The organism is Marinimicrobium sp. LS-A18 (genome assembly GCF_000463525.1).
Classification (GTDB): Bacteria; Pseudomonadota; Gammaproteobacteria; order Pseudomonadales; family Cellvibrionaceae; genus Marinimicrobium; species Marinimicrobium koreense.
In genome coordinates this window covers 975,071-989,925 of the sequence record NZ_AWEP01000006.1, presented here as the reverse complement: position 1 = coordinate 989,925, position 14,855 = coordinate 975,071, and the positions used below count along the sequence as shown (strand labels likewise).

Sequence of the window (14,855 nt, the reverse complement as noted above, 5' to 3'; positions counted from 1 at the left end):
ATAGAACCATCAACCTCCCTCCTCGGGGTTGAAACCCGGCATTTACCCCCCATCCCTTCATTTCTCACTCAAAAAACGGAGGTTCTCCCAATGAGCAAGACTGTGGTAATCACCGGCGCCAACCGCGGTATTGGCCTGTCCTTTGTGAAACGGTTTATTGCCCGGGGGGACAAGGTGTACGCCGCCTGTCGCCAGGCTTCGGATGCCCTTGCCAACAGCGGGGCTACCATTATCGACGGGGTGGATGTGACCGATCCCAAAGGCGTCGAGACGTTGGTGGCGGCCCTTGAAGGGGTATCGATCGACCTTTTGATCAACAACGCCGGCATCCTGCGGGACGAACAGTTGGGGCGTTTGAACGTTGACAGCATCCGGGACCAGTTCGAAACCAATGCGCTGGCTCCGCTTTTGGTGACCGATGCCCTGCACAAGCAGTTGGCCAAGTGCGGCAAGGTCGCACTGATCACCAGCCGGATGGGGTCCATCGCGGACAATACCAGCGGCGGTCGCTACGGCTATCGGATGTCCAAGGCGGCGTTAAACGCGGCGGGCAAGTCGCTGGCGGAAGATCTGAAGAAACAGGAGGTGGCGGTGGCCATCTTGCACCCCGGTTTGGTGGGTACCGAGATGATTGGTGGTCACGGAGACATCACGCCGGATGAGGCGGCCCAGCGGTTGGTGCAGCGGATTGATGAACTGACTCTCGATAACACCGGGACCTTTTGGCATTCGAATGGGCAGGTGTTGCCTTGGTAGGTTCGCTCGGGTTTAGAACGGTGGATGCATGGGTGGGTAACGGCGGATGCAGCCGTTGGCCTCCGATGTGTCGGACCGATCCGCCCTGCGCTGTTTGGGCGATTCGGGGCGTGGTAACGGCGGATGCGCGCTTCGCGCTTATCCGCCCTACGCATACCTTGGGAAGGCGCATCCGCCGTTACCGAAGCCTTCAAGGCTTATCCCTCAGCAGGCGGACGCCGTAGATGCCGCCGGCTATGGAGCCGGGCTTGGCTTCGAATTTGAGGGTCAATACGCCTTCTTCGGCTTCACGTACCCACTCCACAGGCAGCTCGTAATCCACGTGATAGAAGTCGGCGCCCTTCCCTTCCGGTAAGGTCACCTCGGCCAATGTCTGGCCATTGATCAGAATATCGAACGACCGACCGGCGTCGCCACCGAAGTAGGTGATGCGCAAGAACTTGGCCTGGCGCTGGGGATCGCGCAGCTCGTAGCTGAACCAACCGGATGCGTGGCGCCAGTGGCGTCCGAGATGAACTCCTGCCTCGGTATCTTCACCTTTGAAGAAGTGATCCGATTCCGGCTGCTGCTCTCCCGGAGCCACCGCATCAATGGTCAGTGCGTCCAACGCCAGGCGCTCCCGCTCGGCTTTCATCCGCGCTTCGCTCTGGTCACCATTGGCCTGGGGCCAGTAGATGGTGTAGCGGCTGTCGTGCACGCGATAGAAGGGTATCAGATCCACGCTGTCCTGGTCGGCCACGTCCAGTCCGGCGCTGGCACGGAAGGTCATCGGCTGACCCGGTACCGGCGACAACTGTTCCAGAAACGCCTCTGGCTCGCTAACCATCACCGGTGTCGCCTCGGGTGGGCAGAGAGCGCCATCGGCGATATGTCCCATACGGCTGTCATCGCTGAGGAAGTTCAGTTGCTCATTCTGAATCACATCGGTTTTGGCGGCCAACACGATGGGGCCATGAAGCACGGCGTAATAATCCGAACCGTCCGGCAGCTGTTCCAGTCGGGTGGTCATGGGCAGTGTAACCTGGACTTTATCACCCGACTGCCAGTTCCGCTCGATGCTGACATACTCACCCGGCGAGGCACTGGTCGCTACGCTTTCACCATTGATGGACACCTCTAGCGCACCAGGCTCAACCCATACAGGGTAACGCAGCTTCAGGGCAAAGCGGCCCTTGCCTTTTTCCAACGTCAGCTCGGTCACGTCGGTGTCAGGAAAGGCGGTTTCCTGGGCCAGGGTGATACCGGCCTGCTCCCAGGTCAGACGGGACGGGATGAACAGATTGACGTAAAGATCCCGATCGTTGTGGGCGTAAATCAGTTCGCCGTATTTGAAGTGGTTTTCAATCCCCGAACCGACACAGCACCACATGGCCTGTTCCGGTTGAGAGTACATCCGGTAGTGCCCCGGACGCATCGGCGTGAAATACACCAGGCCGCCATGATCCGGGTGCTGACTGGACAGGATGTGGTTGTACAGTGCCCGCTCGTAGTAGTCGATGTATTCCAGCTCGGCGGCATCGTCGTACAGCAGCTTGGAAAGCTTGAGCATGTTGTAGGTATTACAGGTTTCCGGCCCTTCCCGGTCGCTGACCATGGAGCTGAAATCATCGGTCGGGTGGAAGTGCTCACGCACGCTGTTGCCGCCAATGGCCACGGAGCGCTCGTACACCACCGTGCGCCAGAAGTAATCCGCCGCCTCAGACCATTCCGGGTCGCCCGATACTTCCGCGACGCGCTGGTAGCCCACCACTTTTGGAATCTGGGTGTTGGCGTGCAGGCCATTCAGTTCATCCTGTTGCTGCAGCAGCGGGTCCAGAATCTGCTCATGAGAGAACTGTTTGGCCAGGCGCAAGTATTTTTCCTCACCGGTAATGTCCGCCAGGTCGGCAAACACCTCATTCATGCCGCCGTGTTCACTGCGCAACATGGCCTGAATCTGCTCGTCGCTCAGGCCATCCACCAGATCGATGGTCCAGTCCGACAGCTCAATCAGCATGTCCAACGCCTGTTCGCGGCCCGCAATCAAATACGCATCGCGCAAGCCGGCGTAGACCTTGTGCACGTTGTACCAGGGCACCCACTTGCCATTCAGTGCGAACAGATCGGCGTCAATCTCGCCCTGCTCGATCTCTTCCCACAGCGCTTTACTGCCCGGCACCCCACCGAGATAGCCATTGCCATTGGCGTCTTGCGCGCGCTGCAGTTCGTCCAGCATATAATCCAGGCGACGCAGGGCTTCACCATCGCCCGTGGATGAGTAGGCTAGCGCCAACGACGTCAGGTAGTGACCACCTATGTGACCATCCAGCCCGGAGCCTTCCCAGTTGCCGTAGGTGCTTTTTTTCGGCTCCAGCCCCGCTTCGCGCAGGTAGGGCGCGAGCAGTCGGTCCGGGTCCATCGCGTAAACGTACCGCAGGTTGGTCTGTTCGGCGCGCTTGAAAGGGCTGCCGTCGAGCAGGCGGACCTGGGTGAGCGGGAAGGTGTCGACGCCGGTTTGTTGCGGTTCGGCCCGATCGGTGGTTTGGGTGCAGCCTGCGATCAGGGTGGCGGCGAATAGTGTGGGGAGGAGTTTTCTCATGGTGGTTGCCAGTCGTTGGTCTGGTGTTTTTCGGGGAGGTGACGGAAGATGCGGAGAGTTGGGTTACGGCGGATGCGCAGGGTTCGGTTCCGGCGGATGCGCTTCGCTTATCCGCCCTACGCAAAATACGGCGGCATGCGGAGCATGCCGCCGTTATCGCCACACGCGCTACTCTTCGATCAACACGCTCTGGTATTCATTCAATACCGCCGGATCGATTTCGGGCCAACCATCTTCGGTCCACTCGATTTCGGCGATCTTCAGTTTCTGCAGGCCTTCGTCTGCGGCTTCATAGGCGTGAAATACCAGGTAGTCTTTACCTTCGAAGGTGTAGGCACTGTTATGGCCCAAACCATACCAGTCGTCATTGCCCTTCAGAATGATGGTGCCGCCGCCTTCGTTCATCGGTTTACCGGTTTTATCCAGGTAAGGGCCGGTCACGTTTTCCGAACGCCCGACCACCATATGGTAGGTGCTATCAGCACCGCGGCAACACAGGCCCCAGGAGACGAACTGATAATAGTAGTCGCCCTTTTTGAAAATAAACGGCCCTTCAATTCGGGCCGGGCCCGCCTGGGTGTCATCCACCAGAATGGAGCGATCGCGCTTGGAAATGGTGTACCACTCCTGTGGCTCGGCCGGTGCCGTCCAATCTTCATTCAGTTTGAACATTTTCATGCCGCCCCAGAAGGAGCCGAAGCTGAACCAGGCATCACCCTTTTCATCCACGATGACGTTGGGGTCAATGGCGTTCCACATGTCCCGGTTGGGTACCGACTGCAACACCAGGCCCTGGTCTTCCCAGCCGTAATCGTCCGACTCGGGGTTTAGGGTCTTGGTGGTAGTGACACCCATACCGGAGGTGTTCTTCCCGAAGGCGGAGACGGAGTAGTACAGGTACCACTGCTCCGTGTCTTCGTTATAGATGATGTCCGGCGCCCACAAGTGGCCATTAAACTCCGGTGCCACCTCTCTGGCCCAGTCGGGCTCGCCTTCAAAAGCACGCCCCTGACGCTCCCAGTTCACCATGTCCTCGGAGTTGTAAATGGTGATACCGGGGCCGGTACTGAACAGGTAGTACTGATCGCCCTCTTTTGCCATAACCGGGTCATGAATACTGACCTGCTTCTGGGCCTGACACCCCACGGCGCTCAGTGCCGCCAGCGACACAACAATGCCTTTTAACCAGTGTTTAACGTTCATGGTGTTACCTCATGGTCCGTAAGTCGGTTGGTGGTCAGTCCAACATGGAGGGTTTGCCAAATACCGGGAAGCCGTCTGCATCGTATTTGATGGGTTTGATGAACGTATGACGATCCGGATTCCACAGCGGGTCCCCTTCGATTTCGGTGTAGGTCCGGGCGTGGTACACCAGCATATCGGTCTTACCGTCTTCGGCGACGGTAAAGCTGTTATGGCCCGGGCCGTAAATCGCATTGTCCATATCGCTCTGGAATACCGGCTTCTGGGATTTGGTCCAGCTTTTCGGATCCAGCAGATCGGCGTCTTGATCCGCCCAGATAATGCCCATGCAATAATTTTCGTCGGTGGCACTACCGGAGTAGGTAATGAAGATGCGGCCATTGCGAATCAGCACGGCCGGCCCTTCGTTGACCATAAAGCCACGGGTTTCCCATTCCAGCTCGGGGATGGTCAACAGTACCGGCTCACCGGCGATAGCATCGGGGGTATCCATCGGGGCGATATACAGATTGGAGTTACCCGGAATGCCATTCTGCTTTTGTGCCCAGACGTAGTAGAGCTGGTCTTTATGGGTAAACGTTGTGGCATCCAGACAGAAGGTATCCATGCCGGTATCGATCTGCTTGGGTTCGGTCCATTCTCCTTCGAGGGGGTTAGCGGCGTCGGTGCTGACCACATACATCCGGTGCTGGAACAGCCCGTCTTTAATTTCCCGGGTCGGTGCCGCTGCAAAGTAAATGTACCAGGCCCCCTGATTGAAATGAATTTCCGGTGCCCAGATCAGTTCGCTGAACGGGCCTGTATCCGGCTTGTGCCACACGGCCACACGCTCCGCGTCGGGCAGCTCGGCAATGGTTTTGGCGCGGCGCAGTTCCAACCGGTCGTAGGCCGGTACCGAGGCGGTGAAGTAATAATAGCCGTCGGTGTGTTTGTGGATGTAGGGATCGGCGCGTTGTTCGATCAGGGGGATGAGCAGTTCGGTCATTGTTCTCTCCAGGGTGTTGTCATGGCAACATGGTATTCATTAAGTTGTGGCGGATGCCGCAGTTGGCGTAGGGCGGATAAGGCCGAAGGCCGCATCCGCCGTAACCCGCCCTGGCGCATCCGCCGTAACCTGTCTATGAAATATTCGGATCCGCTTCGGCCAGGGCGGAATCCGCCAGGCTGTCCCGCTTCATTTTTTCATAGAATTTGTCGGTAATTTTGTACTTGAACATCAGGCCACCCATGATGGCGTGGAACAGGCCCGGGATGACGGAGAGCATTAGTGCGATACCCGTCAAGGTGAACGCGCTCTGCTCCACGTTCGCTTCATAGTTGAAATAGGTCAGCAGCAGGCCGACGATAAAGCCGGCGGCGCCCATGCCGGCCTTCTGGAAAAAGCTGATGCCACCGAACGCCAGGCCCGATACACGCTTGCCGGTTTTCGCCTGACCGTAGTCCACGGACTCCGCAATCGCGCTCCAGAATACCGGCGCGTGCAGGTCGACCACGAAGGAAATCAGGAAGTAGAGAATGAATGCCAGCCAGATATCTCCGGGCTGAACCGCGAAGAACATGATTACGCTCAATACCCCAACGGCCAACTGGGTCCAGCGGAACAGCTGGATTTTGCAGTAGCGTTTGGTAATCCAGGTGGAAGCGATCATGGCCAACAGCGCCCCAGTGACCCCGGTGGTCATGAAGGCGGAGAGCATTTTGGCATCGGCGCCCAGGTAATACTTGGCGTAATAGGCGGCCACGGAGCTGCGGATCACATAGCCCAGAGTGCCGGTAAAGCACACCGCGCACAGCACCAACCACTGGTCGTTTTTCAGAAGAATCTTGAGCTGTTCACCGAAGGTCTTGTCCTGCACCTCATGCTTCACCCGCTCGGTGGTGGTAAAGAAACAGAACAGGAACAACAGAGTACCGAGAATCCCCATCAGCCCCATGGAGGCTTGATAACCTACCGCCAGGTCACCATCGCCCCAGGCTTCCGCCATGATCGGCACAATAATGGTGACCAGAAACGCGGCCACTTTGGCCAGAAACAGACGATAGCCGTTCGCCGACAGGCGCTCTTTCGGGTCCGCCGTCAATACGCCAATCAGGGAGATATAGGGAATAGTCACGGAGGTGAACATCACCGTCACCAGAATGTAAGTGGCGTAAGCCCACACCAGCTTGGCGTTGTAACTCCAGTCCGGCGTGGTGAACATCAGGAAGATGGACAGACCGAAGGGCACAGACAGGAATAAAAAGTACGGACGGTAACGCCCCCAACGGGTGTCCACCTTGTCGGTGATCATGCCCATCAATGGGTCGGTAAAGGCATCCACCAGTCGAGCCACCAGGAACAGAATCCCCATATGCGACGGCTTCAATCCGAAGATATCGGTATAGAAATAGGCCACGATGAGGAACATGGAGGAGATCACCAGGTTGACCGCGGTATCACCGCTGCCAAAACCCACTTTCTCCAATACCGTCAGTTTCTGGGTTTTCATTCGCTTGGGCTCTTATTGTCAGGTGGTGTCAGATACAAAAACGGCGGGCACCCGAAGGCCCCGCCGATTGTTGCGCCGTTTATACGCCCTGCTTGAGGTGGTAGTAAGCGGCGTTCTGGCGCAGTTCGTCTTTGAAGGTGCGCACTTTGGTGTCGTTGTCGATCACGACCGCTTCAACGCCGGCCATTTCGGCGAAGTCGATGATCTGCTCGGTGGTCACGCCCTGGCTGTACACGCTGTGGTGAGCACCACCGGCATGAATCCAGGCGGCGCCGGCGATACCCAGGTTCGGGCGAGGCTCCCACAGGGCCGAGGCGACCGGCAGCTTGGGCAGGTCCGCTGGCGGGGCCACGGTATCCAGCTCGTTGACTACGATACGGAAACGGGTACCCAGGTCCACGGTGGTGATGTTCATGGCCGGGCCAGGCTTGCCGGTAAACTTGAGGCGAGCGATGTCCTTGCGAATCCCGATGGTGTGCAGGGCCACTTCCAGGCGCGGTTTCTGCGCGGCGATGGTCGGGCAGATTTCCAGCATGTGGGCGCCCAGCACCTGATCCCGCGTGCCCAGGTTGTAGGTGTAATCTTCCATAAAGGAAGTGCCACCTTCTTTGCCCTGGCTGATCACTTTTACGATCCGGGTCATGGCCGCGGTTTTCCAGTCACCTTCGCCGCCGTAGCCGTAGCCTTTGGCCATCAGGCGCTGGGTGGCCATACCGGGCAGGCCGGTCAGACCGGTCAGGTTTTCAAAGTTGTTGGTAAAGGCCTTGAAGCCGCCTTTTTCCAGAAAACGCTCCATGCCGATTTCCAGGCGCGCTTCGTTTTTGATCATGGCCATCTGGTGCTCGTCTTTCAGCACCTCGTCCGCCACTTCGTAAGTCTGCAGGTACTCATCGACCAGGGCGTTGGCGTCTTCATCGCTGACCGCGTCAACGACCTCGGCCAGATCACCCAAACCAAATGCGTGTACTTCGTAGCCGAAGTGAATCTGGGCCGCCACCTTGTCACCTTCGGTCACCGCCACCTGACGCATGTTGTCGCCAAAGCGGGCCACTTTCAGAGTCTGGGACTCGGCCCAGCCCATGGCGACGCGCAGCCAGTCGTCGATCTCCTGCTGAACGCGGTCCTGCTGCCAGTGACCGACCACCACGCGGCGATCCTGACGCAGACGGGTGCCGATGTAACCAAACTCGCGGTCACCGTGGGCGCTCTGGTGCAGATTCATGTAATCCATGTTGATTTCGGCCCAGGGCAACTCGGCGTTGAACTGGGTATGCAGATGCATATAGGGCTTGTTCAGCGCCTTCAGGCCCGCAATCCACATCTTGGCCGGAGAGAAAGTGTGCATCCACAGAATAAGACCGACGCAGTTGCTGTCGTTATTCGCGCGCTGACAGACTTCCAGAATTTCGTCCGGAGATTTGACCGTCGGCTGGGCGACAATTTTGGCGGAAATCTTGTCCGAGCCGGTCAACCCGTCGGCAATTTGCTGGCTGTTCGCCGCGACCTGCTCCAATACTTTGGGGCCGTAGAGGTGCTGGGAACCCGTGACGAACCAGATTTCTTTATCACCGTAAATTTTCATAGCTGTAATCCTGAATAAGGCAGTTGCCGAAAAGGGTTAATCAATTCTGACCGTAGTAAGCGTTTTTGCCGTGCTTACGCAGGTAGTGTTTGTCGATGATGGCCTGCTTGAGCGGCTGCACATCGGGGCGCAAAGTGCGGGTGAGGTAGGCCATTTTGGCCATCTCTTCCAGAACCACCGCGTGATACACCGACTGGGCCGCGTCTTTACCCCAGGTGAAGGGCGCGTGGCCGGCAATGATGCACATGGGGGTTTCCACCGGGCTGCGATCTTTGAAACAGTCGGTAATCTGTACGCCGGTTTCTTCTTCGTAGTCGCGTTTGATCTGCTCATCGCTCATCACCGCGGTCACCGGAATATCGCCGTAGGCGTAGTCGGCGTGGGTGGTGCCATAGCACGGAATCGGCTGCTGGGCCTGCGCCCAGGCGGTAGCGTAGGTGGAGTGGGTGTGTGTCACGCCACCTACGCTCTCGAAGTGCCGATACAGATGGGTGTGGGTTTTGGTGTCCGAGGAAGGACGCATCTTGCCTTCCACGACATTGTTGTCGAGGTCGACCACAACAATGTCGTCCACTTTCATATCTTCATACGCCACACCGCTGGGCTTGATGGCAACCACGCCCTTGTCACGATCGATCTGCGATACGTTGCCCCAGGTGTACACCACCAGCTTGCGGTGGTGCAGCTCCATATTGGCTTCGAATACCTGCTCTTTCAGTTCGCGGTAGCTCATTTGCGCTCTCCTTCCACAAAGGCGCCCAGCGCCTGGTAATTCTGGTACAAACGATCATAAACGGCGGCGTTATCGGCGTTCGGCGTGTAGCTCTTGCACACGGGCGAAGCCATCACCTTCTGGGCCGCGGCCACATCCGGATGAACACCGGCAATGGTGGAGGCAAAAATGGCGGCGCCCAGAGCGCAGCTCTGCTCGCTTTCCAGTACGTCGATCTGGCAGTTCCAGACATCCGAACAGACCTGCATGATGAAGTCGGATTTTTTGGAGATACCGCCGATCACCACCACAGAGTTGATCGCCACACCTTCGGACTTGAAGCGCTCAATAATGGCGCGAGCACCAAAGGCGGTGGCCTCCACCAGGGAACGGAAAATCTGCGGAGCCTCGCTGCCCATTTTCAAGCCGGCGATGGCCATGGTCAGAGTCTGGTCGGCATCCGGGGTGCGGCGGCCGTTGACCCAGTCCAGCGCGGTAATGCCCGTTTCGCCGACGGGAATCTGACTGGCAGCCTCGCCCAGAGCGGCAAGGGTTTTGTCTTCGATCTCTTCGGCGAGCTTTGTGCGCGTGGCCTCATCAAGAGAGTTGCTATTCGCCAGCAGCGTCTGTACCGGCCAGTTGACCAGGTTGCGGAACCAGGCATAGAGATCACCGAAGGCGGATTGACCGGCTTCCAAGCCTACCAGACCCGGGATCACCGAGCCGTCCACCTGACCACAGATACCGCGGATACATTTATCGCCAATGTCTTCATAGGTGGCGACGGTGATATCACAGGTGGAGGTCCCCATCACCTTGGTCAGCACACCGGGTTTGACGTTGGCAGCCACCGCGCCCATATGACAGTCGAAAGCGCCGAAGCCAACGGGAATACCGGCGGGCAGGCCCAGCTTATCCGCCCACTCCTGGGTCAGCGGGCCCACGGTTTCGGCGGAGGTAAAGGTCTCGGCGGGCAGGCGATCGCGCAGCCCGTCGAGCACCGGGTCGAGCCCGGTAAAGAAGTCGTTGGGCGGATAGCCACCCCAGCTTTCATGCCACATTACTTTGTGACCCGCCGCGCAGCGACCCGCGCGGAATTTGCTCGGATGGGTGGTGCCGGTCAGTATCGCCGGCATCCAGTCACAGTGCTCGACCCAGCTGTACGCGGCCTCGGCGACGGCGGGATCTGCTTTCATGACGTGCCAGGCCTTGGCCCAGAACCATTCGGAGGAGTAGATACCACCTTCATACTTGAGGTAATTGGGCTCGGACTTTTCGTCCGCTGCGGTAATGGCCTGGGCTTCTTTGATCGCAGTGTGGTCTTTCCACAGCACGAACATGGCGTTCGGGTTTTCGGCGAACTCAGGCTTCAGCGCCAGCGCGACGCCTTCGCTGTCCACCGGGACCGGTGTGGAACCGGTTGTATCAAAGCTGATACCCACTACCTGCTGCGCCGCGCCGGCCGGCGCCTCTTCCCAAAGGCCCTGTACGGCTTGCTCAACCCCTTCCAGATAGTCCAGCGGGTGCTGGCGGAACTGGTTTTTGGCCGGTTCGGAGTAAAGCCCCTGGTTCCAGCGCTTGTAAGGCACCACGGTGGTGGCAACTTCCTGTCCATTGGCGGTGTCCACCAACAGTGCGCGAACCGAGTCGGAGCCATAATCCAGGCCCAGTGCATAAGACGTCATAGAACCATTACCTTTTATTTGCAGCACAGGAGTGTGCATCAGTTACCAATCTGTTTTGTATTATAATATGCGAAACCGTGTTTCTGTCAATGTTTTTCGTGGGCTCTGGCGACCAAGATGCTGGCATTGCAGCCACCCGACCAGGGAACGACCAACACCACGCGGCACCCTGTGAGCGCCCTACTCACTCGACCGAGGAATGACTTTATAAGTAATATAATATAAGGCCGTAGACGCGCAACATCAAGCCAAAAACCGGTAGTAGCCCCGTCTAAAATTGTTGTTTTCAAGATTTTTGGCCCTATAAAACGAAAAAGGCGCCTAAATAGGCGCCTTATAGTCTTAAAAATCATATGACCAAAAAGTGGCAGATCGCTACCGAGCCCTCTGGCGCACCGCCTCAAACAGACAGACCCCGGTGGCGACCGAGACGTTCAGACTGCTGACTGTGCCCGCCATGGGAATATTGATCAGAAAATCGCAGGTTTCCCGGGTCAGGCGACGCAGCCCCTCCCCCTCGGCCCCCATGATCAGTGCGATCGGGCCCTTCAGATCACTCTGATAGACAGACGCACTCGCCTCGCCCGCCGCGCCCACCAGCCAGATGCCGGACTCCTGGAGTTTTTTGAGGGTGCGGGCCAGATTGGTCACCGGCACAAAAGGTAAAACCTCCGCCGCACCACAGGCCACTTTGCGGGCCACCGGGTTGAGGCCGGCAGACTTGTCTTTGGGCGCGATCACTGCATCCACCCCGGCCGCTTCGGCGGTACGCATGCAGGCCCCCAGGTTATGCGGGTCCGTCACACCATCGAGCACCAGCAGCAGCGGCGGGTGGTCCAGCTCGCTTAACCGCTGAAACAGAAAGCCTTCATCGTGGACCTGCCCGGGCCGACAGTTCGCCACTATGCCCTGGTGGTTTTCACCTTCGGCCAGGGCATCCAGCTTGCCCCGCCCCATCGGCTGAACCGACACGCCTTGCGCCTCGGCCAGTTTCAGGATTTTCTGCAGACGTTGGTCGCCGCGCCCTTGCAGACAGTACAGCTGCAACACCCGCTGCGGGGCACTTTTCAACAGCGCCTGCACCGAGTGCAGGCCAAAGACAATTTCACTCTTACTCACAGATGGTTCCGGCTCTGAATCTTCGATCAATCACCGGGCCGGTCATTACTGCCGCCGGCCCGACTCAACGCCCTCTGGCGAAGGCTGCACAGGTTTTCAAACCAGTGGTTATCTCTTCTTCGTAAACTTAGCCAGCGCTTTTTTAAAGCCAGCTGCCGCCGACGCAAGTAGAGACCGGCTCTCAGTCGGTTGAGTCGCTTTCTCCGATCGAACTGTTCCAGCTTTCTTCGAATGCGCAGTTTTCTGACTTTCCTGTTTACCATGACGTTGTCCGGATGAACCTCGTTTGGATGAACGGGACGGGCCACGCTCGTCGTTGCCACCCCGCGAGCGGCCACGGCCTTTGCCCTTGCCCGACTTTTTGGGGGCGGCATCCCGCCCGTCAGCGACGGGAGGACGGGCATTGGTTTTGCCCTTGCCCCGACGGGTCGCGGTAACCGACTCCATTTCAAAATCAATTTTGCGACTATCCAGATCGACCTGCACCACTCGCACCCGGAGCTCATCGCCCAGGCTGAACACCTTGCGGGTGCGATCACCCACCAGGCGGTGCTGGGCGGGCTCGAACCGGTAGTAGTCGTGCGGCAGTGCTGTGATATGGACCAGCCCTTCGACGTACAGATCCTTCAGCTCGACAAACAGGCCAAAACCGACCACCGAGGCCACTACGCCGTCGAACACCTCGCCGACATGATCCTGCAGGAATTCGCACTTGAGCCAACTGGCCACATCCCGGGTGGCCTCGTCCGCACGCCGCTCGGTCATTGAGCAGTGCTCGCCCAGAGCGACCACATCCCCGGTTTCATAGGGGTAGATCTCCTTGCGGGACAGCGGCTTGGCGCCCTCGACCCGCGCGACATTGGCGGTCTGGCGGTCGCTGCGGATGACGGACCGGATGGCCCGGTGCACCAGCAGGTCCGGGTAGCGACGGATCGGCGAGGTAAAGTGGGTGTAGGCATCGAAGCCGAGGCCGAAGTGGCCTTCGTTGTCCACCTGATAGACCGCCTGGCGCAGGGTGCGCAGCATCACCATCTGAATCAGATGGCTGTCCGAGCGGCCCTGAATCTGTTGCATCAGTGCCTGGAAATCGGCCGAACTCGGGTCCGCGCCGCCACCGAGACCAAGGCCCAGCTCGCCCAGAAACTCGCGCAAGTTGGCGAGCTTCTCTTCGGTCGGCCCCTGGTGCACCCGGTACAGGCAGGTGATCTGGTGCTTCTCCAGGAAGCGCGCGGTGCACACGTTGGCGCACAGCATGCACTCTTCGATCAACTTGTGCGCATCGTTGCGCTGAACCGGGACAATCCGGTCGATTTTGCGGTCTTCGTTGAAGACGATCTGGGTTTCAACGGTTTCAAAGTCGATGGCACCGCGCTCATCCCGAGCCTTGCGCAGGACCTTGTAGAGCTTATGCAGGCTGTGCAGTTGCGGCAGCACCTCCTTGAACTCCTGGCGCAGCGGATGCTCATCATCGCCATCGGCCTGAAGAATGTCCCACACCTGGTCGTAGGTCAGCCGCGCATGGGAGTACATGACGCCTTCGAAGAACTTGTAGCTGGTGATCTTCCCCTCGGCGTCAAGATTCATCTCGCACACCATGCACAGGCGGTCGACCTTCGGGTTCAGGGAGCACAGGCCGTTGGAGATGGCCTCTGGCAGCATGGGCACCACATAGTCCGGGAAATACACCGAGTTGCCACGCTTGCGCCCCTCAACATCCAGCGCGCTGCTGCACGGAACGTAATGGGACACATCGGCAATCGCGACGGACAGACGCCAGCCGCCGCCTTTTCGCTTCTCACACAGCACCGCGTCGTCAAAGTCCCGGGCGTCGGCGCCATCAATGGTGACAAACGGCAGGTGGCGAATGTCGACCCGGTGTTGCTTGTCTTTTTCCTGCACGGAGTCGGACAGCGCTTCGGCTTCGCTCAGCGCCTCGGCGGGCCATTCGCTGGGAATGCCGTGAGACTGGATGGCCAGTTCGATCTCCATCCCGGGTGCCATATGGTCACCCAGCACCTGGATGACCTTACCGGTCGCCGGGCGTTTCTTATCCGGCTGCTGGGTAATGGCCACCACCACGATCTGACCGGACTTGGCATCACCTTCGGCGCCGGGCGGAATCAGAATGTCGTGGGTAATTCGCTGATTTTCCGGCGAAACGAACTGCACCCCGTCCTCGCGAAAGAGGCGACCTGCCAGCTGTTCCGTGTTGCGGGAGAGGACTTCAACAATCGCAGCCTCATCCTTGCCCCGATAGGAGCCAGTGACACGGACCAGTACTTCGTCGCCATCGAACACCCGGCGCATCTGACGGTTGTGTAAATAGAGGTCATTGCCGCCCTTGGCGGGAATCACAAAGCCGTAGCCATCTTTATGACCCTGGACGCGGCCACGGATCACATCAATTTTGTCCAGCCGGGCGAAGGCGCCGCGGCGGTTGCTGACCAGCTGCCCGTCGCGGGCCATGGCGATCAGGCGCCGGCGTACGGCCTCAACCTGGTCTTCGTCGCGAAGATCGAGCATCTCGCAGACTTCGGGGTGGGTCACCGGGCCCGGGGCGTCTTCCAGCAATTGCAGAATGAATTCGCGGCTGGGCACGGGGTTATCGTATTTCTGTGCTTCTCGCTCAGCGTAGGGGTCGTGCTTCGGGTGTTTCTCTTTGCTCAAAACGGATATCCTGTAACGGAAAATGAATGCCCCTTATGAGGGCCAATAGTAAGTCGCCTACGGA

10 protein-coding genes are annotated in these 14,855 nt (G+C 58.6%); 1 reads left to right on the top strand and 9 read right to left on the bottom strand.

Annotated features, from left to right (window positions below; translation table 11 throughout):
- Nucleotides 1-90: 90 nt before the first annotated feature.
- A complete protein-coding gene (locus N645_RS0115285) occupies nt 91-756 on the top strand; it encodes an SDR family oxidoreductase (RefSeq protein ID WP_024462385.1) in 666 nt (221 codons plus the stop codon).
- A 190-nt stretch (nt 757-946) separates the two neighbouring features.
- Here N645_RS0115285 and N645_RS0115280 read toward each other — a convergent pair whose 3' ends face one another.
- The 9 genes from N645_RS0115280 to rnr form a co-directional block, all read right to left on the bottom strand.
- Entirely contained in the window at nt 947-3,334 is a 2,388-nt protein-coding gene (locus N645_RS0115280) for a glycoside hydrolase family 127 protein (protein ID WP_024462384.1), read from the bottom strand.
- A gap of 168 nt (nt 3,335-3,502) precedes the next feature.
- Entirely contained in the window at nt 3,503-4,537 is a 1,035-nt protein-coding gene (locus tag N645_RS0115275; protein ID WP_024462383.1) for an arabinan endo-1,5-alpha-L-arabinosidase, read from the bottom strand.
- 34 nt (nt 4,538-4,571) lie between these two features.
- The gene (locus tag N645_RS0115270) at nt 4,572-5,522 is read right to left on the bottom strand and encodes a family 43 glycosylhydrolase (RefSeq protein WP_024462382.1); all 951 of its coding nucleotides are present in this window, start codon (nt 5,520-5,522) and stop codon (nt 4,572-4,574) included.
- A gap of 133 nt (nt 5,523-5,655) precedes the next feature.
- On the bottom strand, nt 5,656-7,026 hold the full coding sequence (locus N645_RS0115265) for an MFS transporter (RefSeq protein WP_024462381.1): 1,371 nt from the start codon (nt 7,024-7,026) through the stop codon (nt 5,656-5,658).
- Between the two features lie 79 nt (nt 7,027-7,105).
- Entirely contained in the window at nt 7,106-8,608 is a 1,503-nt protein-coding gene (gene araA / locus N645_RS0115260; RefSeq protein WP_024462380.1) for an L-arabinose isomerase, read from the bottom strand.
- A 40-nt stretch (nt 8,609-8,648) separates the two neighbouring features.
- Entirely contained in the window at nt 8,649-9,341 is a 693-nt protein-coding gene (gene araD / locus N645_RS0115255) for an L-ribulose-5-phosphate 4-epimerase AraD (RefSeq protein WP_024462379.1), read from the bottom strand.
- A complete protein-coding gene (locus N645_RS0115250; RefSeq protein WP_024462378.1) occupies nt 9,338-11,005 on the bottom strand; it encodes a ribulokinase in 1,668 nt (555 codons plus the stop codon). Before N645_RS0115250 ends, araD begins: the two co-directional genes overlap by 4 nt.
- A gap of 375 nt (nt 11,006-11,380) precedes the next feature.
- Entirely contained in the window at nt 11,381-12,124 is a 744-nt protein-coding gene (rlmB, locus tag N645_RS0115245; RefSeq protein ID WP_024462377.1) for a 23S rRNA (guanosine(2251)-2'-O)-methyltransferase RlmB, read from the bottom strand.
- A 108-nt stretch (nt 12,125-12,232) separates the two neighbouring features.
- Nucleotides 12,233-14,791 carry a ribonuclease R gene (rnr, locus tag N645_RS0115240; RefSeq protein ID WP_024462376.1) on the bottom strand — a complete coding sequence of 853 codons (2,559 nt, stop codon included), beginning with the start codon at nt 14,789-14,791 and terminating at the stop codon, nt 12,233-12,235.
- Nucleotides 14,792-14,855: the final 64 nt, after the last annotated feature.